15 protein-coding genes and 1 tRNA gene are annotated in these 21,077 nt (G+C 41.9%); 1 reads left to right on the forward strand and 15 read right to left on the reverse strand.

Annotated elements, in window-relative coordinates; genetic code table 11:
• Position 1 precedes the first annotated feature (1 nt).
• The 15 genes from BM398_RS12625 to BM398_RS12695 form a co-directional block, all read right to left on the reverse strand.
• Positions 2-1,657 carry a nucleoside kinase gene (locus BM398_RS12625; RefSeq protein WP_092337978.1) on the reverse strand — a complete coding sequence of 552 codons (1,656 nt, stop codon included), beginning with the start codon at positions 1,655-1,657 and terminating at the stop codon, positions 2-4.
• A complete protein-coding gene (locus tag BM398_RS12630) occupies positions 1,648-2,487 on the reverse strand; it encodes a class I SAM-dependent methyltransferase (RefSeq protein WP_092337979.1) in 840 nt (279 codons plus the stop codon). Before BM398_RS12630 ends, BM398_RS12625 begins: the two co-directional genes overlap by 10 nt.
• Positions 2,487-3,824 (reverse strand): RNA polymerase sigma factor RpoD, encoded by a 1,338-nt coding sequence (gene rpoD, locus BM398_RS12635; RefSeq protein ID WP_092337993.1) that lies wholly within the window; start codon positions 3,822-3,824, stop codon positions 2,487-2,489. The genes BM398_RS12630 and rpoD overlap by 1 nt, the downstream gene beginning before the upstream one ends.
• Positions 3,825-4,231: 407 nt before the next feature.
• Positions 4,232-6,010 carry a DNA primase gene (gene dnaG / locus BM398_RS12640; RefSeq protein WP_092337980.1) on the reverse strand — a complete coding sequence of 593 codons (1,779 nt, stop codon included), beginning with the start codon at positions 6,008-6,010 and terminating at the stop codon, positions 4,232-4,234.
• 29 nt (positions 6,011-6,039) lie between these two features.
• Positions 6,040-7,047, reverse strand: a complete 1,008-nt coding sequence (locus BM398_RS12645) for a deoxyguanosinetriphosphate triphosphohydrolase (RefSeq protein ID WP_092337981.1) — start codon at positions 7,045-7,047, stop codon at positions 6,040-6,042.
• 134 nt (positions 7,048-7,181) lie between these two features.
• On the reverse strand, positions 7,182-7,490 hold the full coding sequence (locus tag BM398_RS12650) for a hypothetical protein (protein ID WP_092337982.1): 309 nt from the start codon (positions 7,488-7,490) through the stop codon (positions 7,182-7,184).
• Between the two features lie 5 nt (positions 7,491-7,495).
• The gene (locus tag BM398_RS12655) at positions 7,496-7,999 is read right to left on the reverse strand and encodes a DUF6465 family protein (RefSeq protein WP_092337983.1); all 504 of its coding nucleotides are present in this window, start codon (positions 7,997-7,999) and stop codon (positions 7,496-7,498) included.
• A 29-nt stretch (positions 8,000-8,028) separates the two neighbouring features.
• Positions 8,029-8,604, reverse strand: a complete 576-nt coding sequence (locus BM398_RS12660) for a hypothetical protein (RefSeq protein WP_092337984.1) — start codon at positions 8,602-8,604, stop codon at positions 8,029-8,031.
• 124 nt (positions 8,605-8,728) lie between these two features.
• The gene (locus BM398_RS12665; RefSeq protein ID WP_092337985.1) at positions 8,729-9,799 is read right to left on the reverse strand and encodes a helix-turn-helix domain-containing protein; all 1,071 of its coding nucleotides are present in this window, start codon (positions 9,797-9,799) and stop codon (positions 8,729-8,731) included.
• A gap of 202 nt (positions 9,800-10,001) precedes the next feature.
• Positions 10,002-10,919: a hypothetical protein gene (locus tag BM398_RS12670; RefSeq protein WP_092337986.1), complete on the reverse strand. Its 918-nt coding sequence runs from the start codon at positions 10,917-10,919 to the stop codon at positions 10,002-10,004.
• A 198-nt stretch (positions 10,920-11,117) separates the two neighbouring features.
• Entirely contained in the window at positions 11,118-11,915 is a 798-nt protein-coding gene (locus BM398_RS12675; RefSeq protein WP_139233821.1) for a hypothetical protein, read from the reverse strand.
• Between the two features lie 894 nt (positions 11,916-12,809).
• Positions 12,810-12,894: transfer RNA gene (locus BM398_RS12680), tRNA-Leu, on the reverse strand.
• Positions 12,895-13,025: 131 nt separating this feature from the next.
• Positions 13,026-15,137, reverse strand: a complete 2,112-nt coding sequence (locus BM398_RS12685; protein ID WP_092337988.1) for a glycerophosphodiester phosphodiesterase family protein — start codon at positions 15,135-15,137, stop codon at positions 13,026-13,028.
• A complete protein-coding gene (locus BM398_RS12690) occupies positions 15,134-18,718 on the reverse strand; it encodes an EAL domain-containing protein (protein WP_092337989.1) in 3,585 nt (1,194 codons plus the stop codon). The genes BM398_RS12685 and BM398_RS12690 overlap by 4 nt, the downstream gene beginning before the upstream one ends.
• Positions 18,715-20,595: an LTA synthase family protein gene (locus tag BM398_RS12695; protein WP_092337990.1), complete on the reverse strand. Its 1,881-nt coding sequence runs from the start codon at positions 20,593-20,595 to the stop codon at positions 18,715-18,717. Before BM398_RS12695 ends, BM398_RS12690 begins: the two co-directional genes overlap by 4 nt.
• A 234-nt stretch (positions 20,596-20,829) precedes the next feature.
• Here BM398_RS12695 and BM398_RS17615 point away from each other — a divergent pair.
• Positions 20,830-21,077 (forward strand): transposase zinc-binding domain-containing protein (locus tag BM398_RS17615; RefSeq protein WP_175531939.1); only part of this gene is annotated, 248 nt, incomplete at its 3' end.

A 21,077-nucleotide genomic window follows, 5' to 3' on the forward strand; every position in this document is an offset into this window, starting at 1 on the left:
GTCAAACCTTAAAGCAGCTTCCGCCGACAAACTCTCTGCATATTGAGTTTCTCGGAAGCATTGAGCTGTCTACACTTACAAAATAATCAAGGAACTTAAGAAGTCTCTTTGCCTCATAGTACTCAGGCTCTCCCTTTTCTATGGAGAAAAGAAGCGGCTCTGCGTAAGGCTTGATTACCGCAAGTTCATATATCTGCGCCGAGTTAAACATTTCATCCGCTTCTTCCTGGAACGGGAAAATATTCTCCTCTTCACCTGCACGAACAGACGCCCACATGCTGATAGTCTTCTTTGCCGAAGCGCCCCTTGTCCTTGCATCTCTTACGATTCTTCTAAGCAGTCTTCCGTCTGTTGTGGGAATTCTGTTGTGTGAATCGATGCTGAGCGTTGTGAGCGCACTAATATAAATCTTAAACTTGGACTCTGCAGGAAGCGCATAAGACATCTTCTCGTTAAGTCCGTGAATACCCTCGATAACAAGAATGTCGTTCTCTCCAAGTTTAAGGAAATTGCCGTTCATTTCTCTTTTACCCGTAATGAAATTAAACTCGGGAAGTTCAACTTCTTCTCCGCGCAAAAGAGCCGACATATCTTCATTAAACTTCTCTATATCCATAGCTCCGAGACACTCGAAGTTGTAGCTTCCGTCCTCGTTAAGCGGCGTAAGTTCTCTGTTCACGAAGTAATTGTCGAGACTTATAGGATGCGGAACAAGTCCGTAAGTTCTAAGCTGAATTGAGAGTCTGTTTGCAAAACTCGTCTTTCCGGATGAACTTGGACCTGCGATCATAACAAACTTTACATCCTTGCGCTCCTGAATTCTCTGCGCGATCTCACCTATTCTTCTCTCCTGAAGAGATTCCTGAATAAGTATCATCTCGTTGATCCTGCCCTCGCAAACGCGATTATTAAGGTCACCGACATTGTCGATTCCCATCATTCTTCCCCAGTCGCTTGCAAGCTTCATGGTATTAAAAAGCTTCTCTCTGGGCTCTGACATGATAAGCTTATCCGGGCACATCCTTGAAGGAAGTGTCAGCATAATGCCGTCATCACGCCTTGATATCTTATAATTCTCAATATATGAAGTATTTGGAAGCATATAACCATAGAAATAGTCATAGAAATCCTCAAGCTTGTATATATTGATCTCTGAACTTCTTCTGTATTTCAATAGAGCAACCTTATCCGCCATGCCCATCTTCTTAAAAAGTTCGATGGCATCGTCGATCGGATAAACACTCTTTGTAATCGGAATTTTCTGATCGATGAGCTCCTGAAATCTGTCGGATATCTTTTTTACAAGCTCATCTGTAACTTCAGTCTTACCATGAAGTGTGCAGTAGTAGCTGTTAGAGATAAGGAATTCAATCTTTGCGGCAGAAGCCTCGTCCTTGCCCGCAACGTCCCTTATCGCCTTCACAAACATCATAACTGCGGTTCTTCTCATGGTCTTATGACCTATATTATCTCCGTAAGTAAGGAAAGAAACCTCTCCGTCCTTTTTTACTTCCTTCATCAGTTCTCTTATCTTACCGTTAAAAAGAACTGCCGCGATCCTGTACTTGCACTCAGACTGATACTCTTTAGCTATATCTTCAAACTTCGTGCCTTTTTTGTACTCTTTAGCAACATTGTTGATAGTTATTATAGGCATACGCGTTCCTCCTGCATAACCTTCAAAGCGGTATCTATATCGGAAAGTTCGGTAGTTATCTCCTGTATCCTACCGGAGTGCTCCTTCTCATCGAGATTCTTCAATATGGATTCACACACTTTTTTGCCGTGTAAAAGATATTTCTCCAAAGTTTTATCCCTGTTAAGAATGTTGCACTCTCCGTATCTGTTGCATATTCTAAGAAGCTGCTCATTATCTGCATTTTCGGCCACTTTTTTAATTAGTGAGATGGCGCTTTCAAAACTGCTGCCCGGATCATCGTGTGAAGCTGAAGTTTCTGTAATAACAAGCGAAACCTTCATAGGAAAATAAAACTTCCCATCCTCTTCGATAACTCTCTCATCCGTTATCACAAATCCGCTGTCCCTAAGGTACTGCCTAAAGTCTGCTATGTCTGACTGCGGCTGCAAAACAGCCGTCTTAATCCCAAGCTCCTTAGGCTTTCCCTCTTCGAGGATCCTTCGCATGAGATTTCCGCCCATGCCGGCAATGACAAGAGCATCCGCTTCTCCCTGCTTAAGCTCTTTTACCCCGTCGGAAAGACGCGTATTTATGCTGTCAGAAAGTCCGTATTCATCGATATTATCCTTAGCGCCGGAAAGCGGGCCGCTTCTTACATCCATGGCAATGCACTCTTTTGCAATGCCATGTGTAACAAGGTATATAGATACATATCCGTGATCGCACCCGACATCTGCCACTTTGAGCTTTTCGGGACAGCGAAGAAGCTCCGCTATCTCCTTCAAACGGACAGACATCTTGAGCGCCACGTCATTATTTGTGTCATTTATAGTTTTAGTCATATTCATTAATCAAGGTAATCCTTGAGCTTGCGGCTGCGGCTCGGATGACGAAGCTTTCTGAGTGCCTTTGCCTCAATCTGTCTGATACGCTCACGGGTTACGTTAAATTCTTTTCCTACTTCTTCAAGAGTTCTTGCTCTTCCGTCATCAAGACCGAAACGAAGTCTAAGAACCTTCTGCTCACGCTCTGTAAGAGTTCCGAGAACTTCAACAAGCTGTTCCTTCAAAAGTGTGAATGCAGCTGCATCCGCAGGTACGGGAACGTTGTCGTCCTGAATGAAATCACCAAGATGGCTGTCTTCCTCTTCACCGATAGGTGTCTCGAGTGATACAGGCTCCTGTGAGATCTTAAGGATTTCTCTGACTCTCTCAACAGGCATGTTCATCTCTTTTGCCACTTCCTCAGGAATAGGCTCACGTCCGAGTTCCTGAAGGAGCTGACGGCTTACGCGGATGAGCTTGTTGATAGTCTCAACCATGTGTACAGGAATACGGATAGTTCTTGCCTGATCGGCGATGGCTCTTGTGATAGCCTGTCTGATCCACCATGTAGCATATGTTGAGAACTTGAATCCCTTACGGAAATCGAACTTCTCTACCGCTTTGATAAGTCCGAGGTTACCCTCCTGAATAAGGTCAAGGAAAAGCATTCCTCTTCCGACATATCTCTTCGCAATACTTACAACGAGACGGAGGTTTGCTTCGGCAAGGCGCTTCTTAGCCTCATTTCCTTTGTATATAGCCATCTCGATCTCATCAAGTTTAGCCTTTGAAAGCTTTGTTCCGTTCTCCTTGTTCTCTGCAAGTTCCTTCTCGGCTTCAAGTCCTGCTTCCATCTCTTTTGCAAGATTGATCTCCTGATCTGCCGTAAGAAGCGGAACCTTACCGATTTCCTTAAGGTACATTCTTACAGGATCTTCAATACTGATTCCGTCGGGAACAGAGAGGTCGATATTCTCCATATCAACTTCATCTTCTTCGGAGAGCATCATATCATCGTCATCTGGAATATCATCATCATCGCTTTCAGATACTCTTAGTACGTCGATTCCGGAATTTTCAAGGACCTCAAGTACATTGTCCATCTGGTCTTCATTTAAGCTAAGCTCTGCAAAGAAATCACTGATCTCCGAATACTCGAGAACGTTTTTCTTCTTCTTTGCAAGAGCGAGGATTTCTTTTATCTTCTGTGTAAAGAGCTCTCTTGTAGCATCGTCGAGAACTTCCGACTTTCCGCCCTTTTCTTCTTCAGCCTTCTTTCCGGCCTTCTTCTTTGTTTCTTTTGTTGCATCAGCAGATTCTTTCTTGGAAGTCTTCTTAGTTACCTTCTTCTCTTCTTCCATAGTTTCTGCTGCCTTCTTAGCAGAGGTATCCTCCTTCTTTGCGGGTGCCTTTGCTGAGAGCTTCTTGGTTGTTGTTGTCTTTGTCACTTTCTTCTCTTCCTTCTTTTCTGTTTCTTTTTTTGATGTTACTTTTTTAGCCGTTTCTTTCTTAGTTGTTTCTTTTTTAGTTGTTTCTTTCTTTGTTGCTTCTTTTTTGGATGTTTCCTTTTGGGGTGTTTCTTTTTTAGCTGTTCCCTTTTTTGCCGTTTCCTTCTTATCTGCCTCTTTCTTACCGGAAAGCTTCTCGGCAACTTTCTTTACAAGTGTCTTCTTTGTCTCTTTTTCCGTAGTACCAGTAACTTTTTTTGCCATATGATTCTTCCTTTTCTGTTTTATAGTATTTCCGAATCAGTGCATATTACCTGTAGTTAATCATCGGGCGAGATATCGGCGTGTGCCAGCTTCTCAAGATTCTTTTTGCCCTGTATGGTCTTGGTCAAAAACTCGGGATCGTCGGGCTTAAGTTCTCTCTTCTGTCGTTCGTATCCTGCGGATTTAACTCCGTAGATGATATCTCTAAACGCTTTTTTCCTTTGATCCTTTGTTTCAATCTCAACCAGATTTGTATTGAACATCTCAGCAACTTTGCTGTGTTGCTCCTCATCCGTAAATCTATCCAAAATGGCTGCCGGCGAAAAATTACCGTGCTCCATTCCCTCAAAGAGCTCATTAGCAACATTTCTGTAAAGCTCATCGGTAAAGTCAGCGGGAACTATCCACTTCTTTACCTTGGGGAAAATAGCCGGCTCATCCGTAAGCCATGTAAGAAGAAGTCTTTGGTTCTTCCGGGCTCCATCCTCGGGAAGGTTCTTTTTCTGTATACCGCTCTTTGGCTTCTCGGCAGGTCTTACGAGCCCGCCCTGTGAAGCGTAATGAGCAACAAGTCTTCTTAAGTCGTCAACGGCTATATTGTACTTAGCCGCAACGGCCTCTATATAATTCTCTCTCTCGAGAGCTTCTTCAAACTCACACAATTTCTTGGCAAGAGCCCTGTGGAACTCAGTCTTTGATTCAGGGTCTGACATATCGTATCTCGACTGCATTACTCTTACTTCGAAAAAGAATGTGTTTTCCGCGTTTCGTATTCGCTCTTCAAAAGCTTCTTTTCCCTCATTCTTAATGAATTCATCGGGATCTTTGTGTGGCCGAAGGTCAAGCACTTTACCCTTAATCCCCGCTTCTCTCAGAATTCCTATTCCGCGAAGCGCAGCTTTGGTTCCTGCTTCGTCACTGTCATAAGACAAAATGACTTCATCGGTGTAGCGCTTAAGTATCATTGCCTGCCCCGTTGTAAAAGCAGTTCCGAGCGATGCTACAGCCATATTAAATCCCGCCTGGTGCATAGCTATGACATCCATGTAACCCTCGCAGATTATCATGTAGCCCGCCCTGGCGTTTTTGGCATAGTTAAGCCCGAACAGATTTCTGCTCTTATCAAATATAAGTGTTTCAGGGGAATTTAGATATTTGGGCTTTCCATCGCCCATAACACGCCCGCCGAATCCTATAACCTTCTGCGATGCGTCCTGAATCGGGAACATTACTCTGTTCCAGAACTTATCATGAGTTCCCATTCTTTCATCATGGGAAGCAAGTCCTGCATCAATTATCTGGCTGTCGTTATACCCAAGACTCTTTAAGTGTTTCACAAGGTCGTTGCTTGAGATATTGGCGTAGCCAAGTCCAAAGTGCTGCATGGTCTCATCCGTAAGCTGCCTGTTTTTAAAGTACTCCATGCCCTTTTGGCCGCTCTTTCCCCGAAGCTGATAATAATAGTACTTGGCAGCTTCCTTGTTGATATCAAGAAGAATCTGCCGCTTGTCGCGCATAGCCTTTGCTCTGGGTGAATCGTCTTCATCAGGCAGTTTCACACCGGCTCTCTCGGCAAGCTGTTTTATCGCTTCCTGGAAAGTTAAATTGTCATATTTCATCAAAAAAGTGATGACATTCCCGCCTGCTCCGCATCCAAAGCAGTAATACATCTGTTTATGCGGCGACACTGAGAACGAGCCTGATTTCTCGTTGTGGAACGGACAAAGTCCGAAATAGTTGGCACCTTTCTTTTGCAAATGGACATACTGCCCTATCACGTCCACAATGTCACTGCGGGAGCGCACCTCTTCTATTATTTCATCTGAGTAGCGCAATTTGGGTCTCCTGAATATATTGATTTATTTTATAGTACCGTCCATGAACGGGGGACATATACTTCTTCGAAAACAGAAACAGCATATCTGTCAGTCATGGAACTTACATAATCGCAGACAACTCTCTCTTTGGATTCCCCTGCTGCCATCATAGCTTTCAGATAATCCGGAAGCTTCTCCTCGTGGTCGAGGTAATGATGGTAAAGAATCTTTATCATGACTTCTACCTTGCCCTCCTGCCCTTTGGCTTCGGGATTGGTATATACTCTTTCAAACATGAACTTCCTGAGTTTCAGGAAAGCATCATATACTTCCTCCGACATCATAATGTCGTCCTTGTCCATGCTTGTCGCGATTATATCGTGTATAAAGGTATCAAGCCACTCTCCGTTCGTATAGCCGATTACCTTTGCAAGTTCCTTGGGAACATCACTCTCTTTCATGATTCCGCCGCGGATCGCATCGTCCATATCGTGATGCATGTACGCTATCTTATCCGAAAGCCTTACAACCTTGCCCTCAAGAGTCGACGGCGTAAGATTAAGCTCGTGATTAAGGATTCCGTCCTTAACTTCTCTCGTGAGGTTAAGTCCCTGTCCGTAGTTTTCAAGCTTCTCCACGATTCTAAGGCTCTGCTCATTGTGTCTGAAACCTCCCGGAACAACGGCATCAAGTGCCCTCTCTCCGGCATGCCCAAACGGCGTATGTCCAAGATCGTGCCCAAGTGCTATGGCTTCAGTAAGATCTTCGTTAAGCATAAGAGCTTTAGAAATAGTTCTCGCATTCTGCGATACTTCAAGAGTATGCGTCATACGGGTTCTATAATGATCTCCGTCAGGTGCCAGAAAAACCTGTGTCTTATCTTTAAGCCTTCTGAATGATTTGGAATAAAGAATCCTATCCCTGTCTCTTTGGAAACAGGGCCTTATATCACACGGTTTTTCAGCTTTTTCTCTACCTTTGGAATTCATGCTGAGTGTAGCATATTTGCTTAAGATCTGTGTTTCTCTTTCTTCTAGCTTTTCACGAATTTTCAATTTTCGTCTTCTTTCTATTAGAATTTTTTGAGTAGCAAATATTTTTATGGGAAACTACAAAAATGAAACCCACATCTTTATTATTCGACGTGAGTTTCACAATTCCTTTTTTTATTTTAAATTTTTTTACTTTTTTATTTATAGAGCGCAAAACGTGCTTCATACTGCTCGTTTATCCACTCAACAGCCTTGGTAAAGCCTTCTTCGCTCACTTCAAAATTTTCACTCAGCATAAGCTTCTTATCAGTCTTAGCATATGAGTAGGGTTCAGGCCACACCGTCGCCATAAGTGTCGCGGGTTCTCTTTGGTCTACGGGAACGAACTTTACATTTTCAAGCGGTTCACGCGCAAGTCTGTACCTCATTCCCTTGTAGCTTCCAAAATACGCCTCGCCATATTCGTAGTGCATTAAATTAAAAAAATCTTTTTTCTCTATTGCCATATTATTTAAAACTCGACCTTACCCGTATCAGTATGATTTACCACGTAATATGCGGCATTGTCCGAAGGCTTGATGTAAACCTGGATTTCCTTGATACTTGTGGCCTTATTTCCTTTGCTTATGTAATCCTTTTTTGCCCTCTCGATTATATCGGAGGTCTTTATCTCATGATGACTGTACTGTACAAAAACTTCTTCTTTGCAAGTAAATTTGGCAGCCTTCGCTCCCGCTTTTTCCTTAATATCCTTGATATAAGGCTCTGCCTTAGTCTTAACCTCGGAATAAACAGGCTCCGCCTTGTCCTTGATATCTTTAAGATAAGGTTCGGTCTTCTCTTTGATATCTTTGATGTAGGGCTCAGCCTTCTTGGTATAAGGCTTTGTGACCTCCTTAACATCTCTTATAAAAGGCTCTGCCGCTTTCTTAGCTTCTTTTATAACAGGCTCAGTAGCCTTCGAGAACTCTCTTGCTATCTCTTTTATCTTATCTTCTGTAGAATTCATGCCCATTATAGTTCATCCCCCTTCCGGAATACTTATCATCTGAATCTTTTCATAAGAGCTGCCATAGGCCCAGCCGCATCCTGAAGATCGGTGATTGCCTTGTTAAGCCCGTCAAAATCTATCCGAGATAAAGATGTAACCGCCTCGGTAAGTGATGCGGAATTGCCCGCAACCAGTTCGTTAAGGCTATCAGTCGCACTCGTTATGCCCTTTGTCATGACATCAATCTCATCAAGTGAGTTCTCTGCCTTAACAGAAACATTGTTGATATGCGAAAGCGTTGTCATCGCCTTCGGCACAACGATGATACATGTTAGAAACACCACCAATAGCAGTCCTGCCATACATCCCGTTGCAATCTTCTGGAAAAAGAGCCTTTTCTTCGAAAGATCTCGCATCTCGATGAGTAATGCCTCTGTGAGATTACTTGAGATTTGTGTATTGCCGGATGTAATATCCTGTGATGCCGCTTTTTCCAATGCATTCTCTAACGCTGAAACTTTCTCACTCTCAGCCGCTTCGATCACATTTGTACTTGCAAAATTTGAGTTTTCCGCAATGTTTTCCATCGCGCTATCTGTCAAATTGCCCCCAACATCATGCGGTTCCATATAATAGATCCCCCTTTCATATCATGTTCTTACGAAACGCACATTTCTAGCTTTAGATCAGTAACCATTCATACACAAAATACAAAATTGAAATCGTTTTATATATGATACCACATTTATTGAGTTATTTTACATCAGGTATATTTCGTAATGATTCCCAATATTCATTGCCGCGCATATAAGCAAACATTTCCTCATTACAAAATTCCCCGATCAACTGCGATTGAAAATTCTTAATGAGCCCCGACTTATCCGAACGTTCTTTTTTCGGGACTCTAAGATGAGCGTACAGCTCAGAATCACCAATATCCAATATAGTTTCAACATTATCCAAAAGCTGTTTCATTATAGAGGCTGTCTTCTCAACATCTTTTTCATATTCCGCAAGCTCAAGTTTCTGCATAACTTCCTGATAAGTGCCAAGGTCAAAACTTTTTGCAACGTCTTCGCTTATATCCGCCATTCTATATGCCATTTTAAGGTTACCAGCATCCTTATAGAGTCTCTGCAAGGCATTCAATACGCATTTGATCTGATTGACTTCTTCAAGCATAAGTTCCTCGTATGCCTTAAATGCCTCCTCAGTTTTTCCGTTTTTCTCATGGATCTCAGCTTGGAAAAATCTGCGTTCATACCCCTTCTCATCAAAATAGCTTAAAAGCTCCTCTGCCTTGGCATAGTCTTCTTTTCTGTAGTGCAGAAAAAAGAGCGATTTGGCAGCAGCCGTTCTTGTTGCCGGGTTTTCAGACTCCGTCAGATCATGAAGCCAGTCAGAGATGTGCTTATCATATCTTTTCAGATTCTTAAACTTCTTTTGATGCAGAGCTGAATATCTGGCGCCATCCAACACTAACGCAATATTCAGTTTAAGTTTTTCGCAGTTTGGATATTCTTCAATCTTCTTTCTGGCAGATTCAAATAACTCCTCATAAGGCTCTTCTATCAGTTTCTGACATAATGCTTTTATATAAACGTCAACCTCTTCATCAGTCAGATTATCTTTAAACGACAACAGCTCATCCGTCGATATCCCAAGAAGCCTTGCAATCGGAGCAAGCAGACTGATATCGGGAAGCGTATTCTCATTCTCCCACTTATTGACAGCCGGCGCAGTCACACCAAGACTTTTAGCCATTTCTTCCTGTGTAAGTCCCAATTCTTTGCGGTATTTTCGTATCACTTTTCCTATAGTCATTTTTTACCTCCGGTCAAATAAAAGTCATATGGCGCGCCGTATCAATGTTTCTAATGCTATGATAAAGGATTTGCCGGCATTTTTCTATTGAATGCTTATTAAGCATTAGGGAATTTTTTTAACTGCCAGGAACATTTTTTATCCCCGGCGAAGCAAAAAAAATACTACCTGAAAACTCAGGTAGTAACTTGGAATACTCTTTTTATTTAAATGTATAGCTGTTCTTTCTGATAAAGTTTCTTACATCAGTTTTCTTAAGGAGTTCTGATTTTGTATCCTTATCGGGTGCTTTTGCAGGAAGGTATGCAAACTCAGATTTCTTGTATATCTCCCATACTTCATCTATTGTCTTGCCTTCAAACTTAGTACCCTTGAAGAGGCTCTTCCACATCTCTCCCCACTTCTCTTTCTTGAAGTCAGACATGCAGCATACTTCAAAGAAGTCACGGATTATATCGCGATTGGATGAAGATGTTTCCTTATCAAGCCACACCAGGAATCTAACGGAAGTTTCACGTGTCTTCTGTGTGTTGGCATCGGGAAGAACCCAGTTTTTATCATTGTATCTTCCGTCTTTGTATGCATAGATATATCTGCAATAATCTGCAAATACTTCCGAATATTTAGGGAACTCAAGGTTATCTCTCACAAAACCGCCATGTACAATGTGCGCAAGCTCATGAGTAAGAACATCGAAATGATCGTAGTGCTTGTCCAGGTACTTATCATGAAGATGAATCCTGTTCTTCTTTGAATTGGCCGAAGCAATTTCATAGCCTTCATCTTCGATTGCTATTGTAACATCTGTTGTTGCCTTCTTATAATCACCAAATCTCCTGTACATCTGAGGATATACCTCATAAAAAAGATTCTCAATATGATCGAACTGTTCAACATCTGTATATCCGTCCCACTTTGTAAGATCAATGGTAAGCGAATACTTTATACCATCAATTGTTTTGCTCGTCTTAAGCATTTTTCCGGTCTCATCAAGGTCACTTCTTTTTGCGAGCGCCGCTTTATTGTCTTCAATTGAACCCGCATGAACATCAAGAGGTGCCACTGCCGCCAAAACAAGAGCAAAAATCAGCATCTTGGGTAAAATTCTTAGTCTTTTCATGTAATTCTCCTTATGTCTAAAAAAATCCAAGGGCACTAATACCCCACTAAGAAGTATAACATGTTCTTAACATCTTTTAACCAATTCAGCAGGAAAGTTCGCCAAATATTCACATTCAAAAAATAAGCAAGACAAATCCCTAATTACTTTTCCTGCGCCCCGATACTCTACATGCTTTCTATATGCAATTATTCTCATTCATAATGCTGATTCAAGTTTCTTTTTTACAGCTTCAAAATCAAGTGGACTTTCTGCGCTTTCTAAAGATATAAGCAATGTATCACCAAGTACAAGTCCGCTTTTCTCGTATGATATCAGCTTTTTTAGATTCCTGGCCGCATATTCGGGATCATTAACAAGCCCCAAATGTTCCCAGTAAATTGTTTTATCTTTCCTTACGCTATATATTGCAAAGTCCGGAAAGATATGTCTTCTATCTTTCAACAAAAATTCCGGTTCATATACATACGGTATCTTCATACTATATAAATAATCCGCAATAATCTTCTCCGATTTGGATCTTACTGTCTCGCCTTTAATTGTCTTATGAGCAACAGCCACTTCCACAGAGTTCTTTCCACCATTAAAACTGTTGTACCATTCTTCTATTCTCATTTCTTCCGTAGACCGTATAGGACTAATCATCTCTTTTCTCCCACGACACAGACCGCTATAAACTCTGTCAATCATTCCAATGTCATATCCTTTTATAAAAGCCTCCATCCTCTTCATAAGCGGTTTTAATTCACGCAAAAGTTTCTCGTCATAATCTCTCTGAATCAGGAGACGTATCATATCTTTCCTCGCAGATTTGATGTATTCTCTTTTCTTGTCACCGTTCTTGCGAAAATAGTATTGTGGGACGCCGCGGCATGATGTAACTAGGATTTTGCCGTCATCTAATCCTTTATATCTTGTTTTCCTTTTCTCAAGAGTGTTGATCATCCCTCGAATTTCATTAAATTGTCCAATCAACTCATTTCTGTAATCTATCATTGCTACATTTGTTCCTTTCAAATCTCTGTGTAAAGCTTATTATTTGTCTTTTTTGGCTTTAGCACCGTACATATCTCCTCCACAACTTTCCTGTGCGGTGCCTATTCGCTTTAGCACCGTACACATCCTCCTCAAACTTCCCGTGCGGTGCCTATTCGCATTTTCGCACCGTACACATCCTCCACAACTTTTCTGTGCGGTGCCTATTCGCGCTTTAGCACCGTACACATCCTCCTCAACTTTTCTGTGCGGTGCCTATTCGCGCTTTAGCACCGTACACATCCTCCTCAACTTTTCTGTGCGGTGCCTATTCGCATTTTCGCACCGTACACATCCTCCTCAACTTTCCTGTGCGGTGCCTATTCGCACTTTAGCACCGTACACATTCTACGCAAACTTTCTGTACAGTGCCCCCAACAAAACATCATTATGACCGGCCCAATTCAATCAAAAATAAATCCCTAAAAATCATTGAATCATTTTGGCGAATGCCAAATGAAAAAACAAGAACTAAGAGTCGCAAAGCTCCTCTTTGTATAACACGTCGGCGCGCATACTTTATCGTAAAACACATGCGTGCCACTCGCAAAAAATAGAGCATATTTATCACCACAAAAATGTAGCACAATTATCAATAAAAAACAAATATTACATGCACCGCTATTTATTCACCCACATTTCTTACCACAATCTTATATCTATAAGCATGCAAGATAGTCCTTGAGCTGTTTAGCCTTCTTTTCCGACTACTAAACAGACTACTTTTGGAATGAAATAAAGACAATTTCATCGCATTTTAAGATACAGCCGCTAATAAAGTGAATAAAGCAGAACCCGCGTGAATGCAAAGAAAAAAGGTTGTCTGTGAACACTCACAAACAACCTTGATTATCGTGCGGAAGATGGGACTTGAACCCACACGACATAAACAGTCACAAGATCCTTAGTCTTGCTCGTCTGCCAATTCCGACACTTCCGCATTCCGTCGTCGTTTCTCTCGCGGCGACTTGTTTATAATAGCAAAGTATGCGGCTTTCGTCAACACCCATTTTTTATTTTTTTGAAAAAATTTTTGAAAGAATGTCGAATCCATCCGATTTCCGCGCATCACTACCTGACAACATCAGTGTAGAAGCCGCTTACACCAAGGCTTTTGAACATCTCCATTTCTTTCTCGTCATTGATCGTATGAACAAAAAGCGGCACTTTTATTTTACTTATCTTTCCGGCAAATTCCGCATCATTAACCCATTCAGCCGGCATTGTAAGCCCGACGATATCCATTTTGTCACAAGCTTCAACTATAGCTTCAGGATTCCTTTCATCCTCATCCGCCGCATACAACGTATAAATGATATACGGAAATCCCGACTTCTTGACGGCATCATATTCTTCATCATGGTAGATCTGGATTATAAATCGGTTCATAAGATCGGGCGCGCATTTTCTGACAGCCTCGCACTTCGTAAGCTTCGTACCTGCGCTCTCTCCGCCCGAAAGTCCCTTTATATCCGTGACAACATACATATCCCTGTGCTTCCGCATAAAATCCGCAAGCCTGTATATATCAAGAGGCGTAAGGCATCCGTGCACCTTCTCATTCATAAACTCCTCATGCGTCGGTGCCTTGTCAAAAGAAAATCCAAGCGCCCACGCGCCATCCGCATTGTGCGCACATACAGGATATCCATCGGAAGTAAAAAGAAAATCAATCTCGATCATCCGACTCCCCGAATCATATGCCCTCTCAAGCGCTTCAAGACTGTTTGTGTAAAATAGCTCCTCCCCGTCATCTGTCACATACCGCCCCGCCGCGTGAATTATAAACTGCTCTTTGCAAAGTTCCTCCCGCATGCGCAGTACATCCACACCCTCATGCGAAAGTTTTTCTCTCTCATATCTGTCTTTATCCGCATCAGTCAGATCAATATCAAACGGATTAAAGCCGTCAACCGCCATTATAAGCCAGGCTGCAGGTGCAATATGCGGACTGTTGTCATAAACCCACTCCGTTCCGTTAAAAAGATCCATTCCCGTACTGATACTATCTCCCGAGCACGCCGGAATCCTCCCGTCATCGCGTTGGATCACGGAAAGTGCGGAAAGCGCATCATAAACCTCTTTTTTCTTGCCACGTTCAAGATAATAAAGCGCCGTAAATGCCGTTCCTTCTGCCCAAAATCCACCTGCTGCCTCCTCAAGGCAAAAAGCATATCCTTTATCGGAAGTTTTCATCTTACCGATGTTCTTTCGAAGCCTACTGTTCTTTCCGGCATCATCAAGCGCAAGGGCTGTCCAAACCTGCGCATCAAGCACAACAGGCTCAACACTCGGTGTCACACCGTCAGATGATGTTCCCGTATAATAATATCCTTTTTTCGCATCATACATACTCTGTATAAACTCCTCAGAACTCCGGGCGGCTTCGCTATATCTCTCATCTCCCGTTATCTCATAGAGCGCGTCAAAAACCGCCATACAGTCAACATTATGTTCAAGAGACTTATAACTGAGCACCTGTGCCTTTGACATATCATTTTCAGGCCAGCCATTTATACCCGCGATAAAACCTGCATTTTCATCGGAGCAATTATCAAGAATCCAATCCATCAGGGCAGTCGCAGTCTTTACATAAAAATATGTGTCCTCTTCTTCACCGTATAACTTGTCATACCAAAGAAGCGCAAGCGACACCCACGCAAGATTGCCGCTACTGCTGCCGACAAGAGACGGATCCTCGATCCACATATCGCGCTCGCTGTCATAATATCCGGGGAGCCTTACACTTCCACATATATCTCCCACTATCTCACCCGCCGCATAAGCATTTCTGACCCTGCACACATCTCCCCTGTCATTCACCGCGGCATAAACAAACGCATCAAGAATAGCGGCTGCAGACTCCTTATCTCCATCCGCCATAAACGCAAGTGCGCATAAAGCATTGTCATACGAGTAAGCTATATCTTTTTGACTGCGATCATCCGTATCATAAGAGGCAAGCAAAAAATGTTTCTTCCCATCCGCCGGGTCTTTTGACACATCCGAAAGTCCCGATCTTAAAGCCGATATCGCAAGCTCTTTTTCATCACCGTACTTCTCGCTTAAATCTAATGAGCTCTGATAATTTACCGAATAGACAATGCAAATAACTGCCAGCAATAAACTGGCAGTCATAAACACTATGATCCGAATCGGCGCTTTTTTTAGCTTGTCTATCACTCTACTCCGACATTTCTCCTCTTATAACGTCTCATATCGGTAAAATCACAGAAATACTTGTTGGTTCCGCCATTTTCGGCAATATAGATCGCACGCATAAGGAACGGGATCATATTACCCGCGGTACTTTTTACCTTGATCATGCCCATCGCATAATTTTCAGGTTCAAGTTCAGCATCTTCAAAAATTTCTTCAACTCCGACAAAGTTCTCACATGACACTTCACTGCAATCACCAACAACCCGTCCAAGCCTGTCATCCAGTTTCTCGACGGAAATAGCGTCATCCTTCTTTAAGAACACGCCCGTAACTCTTGAGCTCTTATCCGAACTTATAATTTCCAACTCACGTGCAACATCGACCGTTTCAGCCATCTTACTCTTTATTCCGCCATAATCCACATTCTCACTTACACGCATCAGTTTCTCAAGTTCACTGACTTCCATCGGTTTATGGTAAAAGAATCCCTGACCATACTTACATCCGTATTTCTTAAGGCATTCATCATGTTCATTCGTCTCGACCGTCTTTACAACAAGCGGAACATCCAAAACATCCACACAGTTCGCAACAGTTTGAAGTATCACTGCTGCTTTTGATATATGTCCCTCCTGATCGTTTAAGACTCTGAGGTTAAAAGTGATGATATCCGGCTTTACAGACTTAAGCATGATCATTGATGAATATCCGCTTCCAAAACCGTCTATTACAAGCGGGAATCCGGCTTTTGAAAGCTCATCTATCATGGCCAGGATTTCTTTATCAACGTCGTTATATGTCTTGTCCGAAATTTCTATCATTACAAGTTTATACGGCACTTTGTACTTTTCGCATAGATCCTCGAGTGTCTTCTTTACATCTATGGAAAAAAGATCCGCACGGGTTATATTGATCGATACCGGAATACATTCATTTCCGTCTTTGATTCTTTTGCCCTGCCATGCAATAACCTTCTCCCAAATAATCTGGTCGACGATAAGCGTAAGTCCCGACTTCTCAAGAACAGGAATAAACTCACCCGGGCTGACAAATCCGCGCTCTCTGTGTTTCCAACGAACAAGTGCCTCGCCACCAACGATTTTTCCTGTGTCTATGTCGCATCTGGGCTGAACAAAGAATGTAAACTCGTCGCTGTCTATACCTCTGTGAACATCTCTAAGCATCTTAACTTCTGCATCAAGCTTCTTGTCCATATCCGCATTATAGTGAACCGAGCGTTCTTTTAACTTTCCTCTGAGTCCGTCAAGTGCAAGAAGAGCCCTGTCATACATCTTTTCTATGGCAAGAGTTGTGTCATTTATCTCATAAACACTTATAAGCGGGAAAAATCCCATAAACTTAGGGTCTGTCTTAACATAATCCGACATCTCGGTCTGGATCTGATTTAAAAGAGCATCTCCGTTCGGTACAACACAGATAAAGTTTCCGCCGGAAATATGTCCGGGAACGCCACCGTATTTATCGATTATATATGCCAGCTTATCACCTATCCTGTCTGCGTATTCTTCTCCCACGTCATGTCCGTACCACAGGTTCAGCACGTGGAAATTATCTATCTCGACAGCATAGAGGAAAAGATGCTTATCAACATTTTCATCTACAAATTTTCTTGCCTCTCTGAAGAAAATAGAAGCATTAAAACATTTAAGCATATTATCGGACTCCCTTCGAATCAAAATTCCACCTTTCTTTCGCTGGAACAACTGCGGTGTCATGAAAAACGGAGCAAATGCTATCAAAAAAAGCTCTGATATGCAGGCAGCCTCTGCCGCTCCGACACGTGAAGAATAAAGAAGTATATGGTGTATTCTTTCAACGCAGAAAGCAAATACAACAAGAACGCCTTTATTCTTGAGGAAGTACTTGTAAATGAATCTGAGACCTTCTTTAAACGAGTAAACCAGCGTACTTACCGAAGTAGCGGGAAAAGCATGTTCCTTCTTGGTTATTACGTTAAGGAAATACTTTACAGCACCGGCTCCCGCAGGGAATGTACATCCGGAAAACGTAAAGAACATCATAAAACTCTCAGATATCCTAAAGAGATACTCTTTTTTTATCTTTCTTGCCAGCAATATGGTTCTAAGCGACGGCAAAATGATAAATACCACGCAGCAAAGGGCATATCCCAAAAACATGAGATCAAGCATGCCGGTCAGTGTGATGATAACTATATACGGCAAAAGCAAAGCATTATTTATCCTTGCTATGAAATAGATGATCATGTAAAAAGTGTCATACCATCTGGTCTTGCCCCACTCCATGGTACCGCTTAAGAACATCTCGATAAGGCCGTATGTATATCTGTATTCCTTCATGGCATCTTCTGAATATGTTCTGGAAGCATACTCGGTAAATTCAAGTCCCTGAACCTGAGCATACTTGCCATGCCAGCCACGTGCATAAAGTCTTATAGCAAGATCAAAATCTTCCGAAACTCTGTGTTCATGCCAATATCCAAGATTTGCAAGTGCAGATCTTCTTATAAACACATTGTGTCCTACAAGCGGGACAAATATGCCCTTCAGTGCCATGCACGGAAATACATTATGGTTATTATTGTTAACCTGTCTTCCCGAGAGCCTTGCAAAATAGTTTTCCTCCATGTTAGACGCTTTAGTTGCGCACTGAACATATGCAAGTTTGTCATCTCTTGTGAATTCAGGTACTATCGCGCTTATTATCTCGGGATGAAGACCCGAATCCTTGTCGATAAGAAGTATTATGGAGTTCGTATGGATATTGCCCTCTGCATGTCCGCCTTCAAACTCTGCACCTTCACCGACAAGACCACTTATCTTATTGCCTTCATCAACTTTGCGACCTATCCTTAACGTGTAATTCAGATTTGATGATTTTTTAAATATTCCGGGTCTGTTGAAAGGAGGTCTGACAACAAAACTCACACCTGTCTTTCTATAGAAATACACTCTTTCTATAACTCTGTATGCGTCAGATCCAACCTCTAATCCCGCAACGCTTCCGCATCTTGAATATTCTTCGATTTTTTCTTCCAAAGACTCGATAGTACCAACATTTTTAAGAAGAACTCCTATTCCGTCATCGGAAACTATTACATTACACTCTTTTCCCGTCTGCTTTTCGTAATCTTCTGCCGCAAGCTTACTTCTGTATACAGTCTCGAATATAACGCCGTTCTCCTCCATGTACACAGGAATTGAAATCGTAACATCGGGAAGGCTGTCCTTATCATAATCAAGCCACAGAGTATTCATGTAAGCATCGTTATTTATCTTTTTCTTTCCGTTAAGTATCGAAACAACCGGCGGAAGAACCGAAAAGATAAAATCTACGGCAAACACTGTCGCATGAGTAAACGCAATAAATGACCATATATAGAACAGCCAGAACAGCACGCTGCTCATTGCCTCCACTCTTACAAGCGCATATTTAAGAACGATAACATGCAGCCATATGTTCAGAATAAATGAAAGAATATACAAACAAATGCCTACAGTCTTAAAAAAGCGCATTTCTCCCTTGTGAATAACCTTCTCTTCTTCAGAGACATTCACTTTGGAAACATTATTATATTCATCTGTCGTCATTTTTCTAATCATCGCTGTACCCTAAACAGATCCGGGATATTTCCCTGTCTGTCGCCGATATTGTTATATTCCATAAAGAAATATCCGTTAACATCAATCGGCGCTTCATCATACAAGTGTACGGTTCCCTTATCATCCATGTACCTCATGCCCGATCCGAGCACAGGGTACTTATCTGCTATCTGAGTCATATATTGATAATAAGCAGGTCTTGGCATATCAAGTTCTTTTAACAGCATCGGAATAACATAATTTGTGCTTACAGTTCCTATGCTGTCCGTCCATGATTCCTGCATCTCTACGTTAGACCACATAAGAAAAGGTGTACGTCTTAAGTTATATTCCTTTATATCCGGTGACATCTCTTTGTCCATCACATCATATGCAAATGACGGGCAATGATCGCCAAGCATGTAGACAACCACCGGTCTGTCCACTTTTTTGTAATAATTTATAAGATCGTAAAAAGCCTTGTCCGAAGCCTGAATACAGGATAAAAATTCATTTAATGTATCCGTCGATGCTCCATAGTCCTTAAGCGAATGAATCACGTCCTCGCTTCCGGGATTCTGATCCCAGCCACCGTGATTCTGAATGGTCAAAAGATACATGAACTGCGGAACATTCTCGCCTCCTGCCTGTTTTGCAACGTTGGATTCATATTTTTTTATCATATTGTCATACAATGATTTATCCGTTGCATAAGCTCTGTTTGCGTAATATTCAAGGTCATGAAAATCTTCCCCAAAATATACATTGTTAAAACCAAGCTCCTCATAGCCTCTGTATCTCGAATAATTGGAACCCGATTCCGAATGCATTGCCGTTGTCTCATATTCAAGCTCGTTCAGGATTGATACAATGCTGAGGCTGTTATTCATATCAAGTACATTAAACGGAGCCATGTTATTTATGAGCTTATTCGAATTTCCTGTGAGAAGCTCATATTCAGTGGCATTTGTGCCGCCTCCGTAGTTCGGAACAACTACATACCCTTTTTTCACATCATCCATACCTGAAATATAGGGCATGTACTCCGTATCGGTCTCAAGATCGGTCACAACACCGAAATCATAAAATGTCTCATTAAGTATAAGGATAATATCAGGCCGCTCCTGCGAATACCATGTCGAGACATTAAATGTGGGAATATCAGCCACATCATAGTTATCAGGCCTGCTTACAACGTTTCTGAGGTTTTGGAATGACTCAAGGTTGCAAAGTGCATATCCGTATGTGGGATAAACTTCCCGCCACGACCATGCCAGAATACTCTCAGGCTTTTTGGAAACAGGTGAAAGAACAACCATATCAAATATCGCAAAAGTGACTATTGCATAGATAAGTCTCTTCCACAGCCCTTCGCCCCAGGCCTCTTTCTTTTTCCCATCAATAAGATACAAAGCAAGTGCCAAAAATATTCCAAAAAAGAATAATCCTATTATCTTAAAGAAAGTCTCATCCGGTGCAAGCGTAGCTCCTCTTATAACATTGAGTGCAGTTCCAAAGTTCTGAAGCTCCTGGAATGTAAGAGGCATTCCGTGCAGCAAGATAACATAATGATTTATAATCGCAACGATAGAGGAAATTGTAACGGAAACAACACTACATATGACGTCATTTCCGACAAATAGATACAATATAGACAATAAAAATGCAAAAATAGAAAAATTAAGAAATAAAACACCACTAAAAAACGAAACCGGAATCGCACCTCTAAATGAAGTTACGCTTCCTGTTTCTACAATCAAAAAGCACATGTAAACAACAAGCACGGAGATCAGCAAACGAAGTATGTGTCTCCAGCTCATTTTCAAAAGTCGTCTGATATCGAAAGATGCATTCCGCAACCCTCTCTTTGCAATAAGGCTTATATCTCTAGATGTCAATAGGCAATCCTCCTGATATAACCTTTAACGGCTTCCATTTATTACTTATTACTTCTTATCGGTCATTCATTTCAATAACATTAGATTAGTTTTTGTATCAATATTATATTACAGACCGGGCTTGTTTTGCGATGAAAAAACGATAAAAAAGTGCCTGTGGCACTTCAACTCCCCTGCCCCTCACTCATGAGGGGTTGGGGTTGTTTTTTGCCTTAAATCTTCCATAATGGTTTTATGAAACGGAATACATTACAAGAATTGTTCATCGACCATTACGAAGAAATTCAATATACTCTTCATCCACGGTCATCTGTCACGGAAAACATAGACAAGATGATCAACTGTGGTGACCCTGCATTTGGAGGTGCCATGTATGGCTGCCCCAAATGCGGGAATTTTAAGTTTGTTCCTTTTCGATGTCATTCTCGTTTCTGTCCCTCCTGCGGTGCCAAGTACTCTATTGAGAGAGCCCAGGCCATGTC

This window comes from Butyrivibrio sp. M55 (genome assembly GCF_900116865.1).
Lineage (GTDB): Bacteria > Bacillota > Clostridia > Lachnospirales > Lachnospiraceae > Butyrivibrio.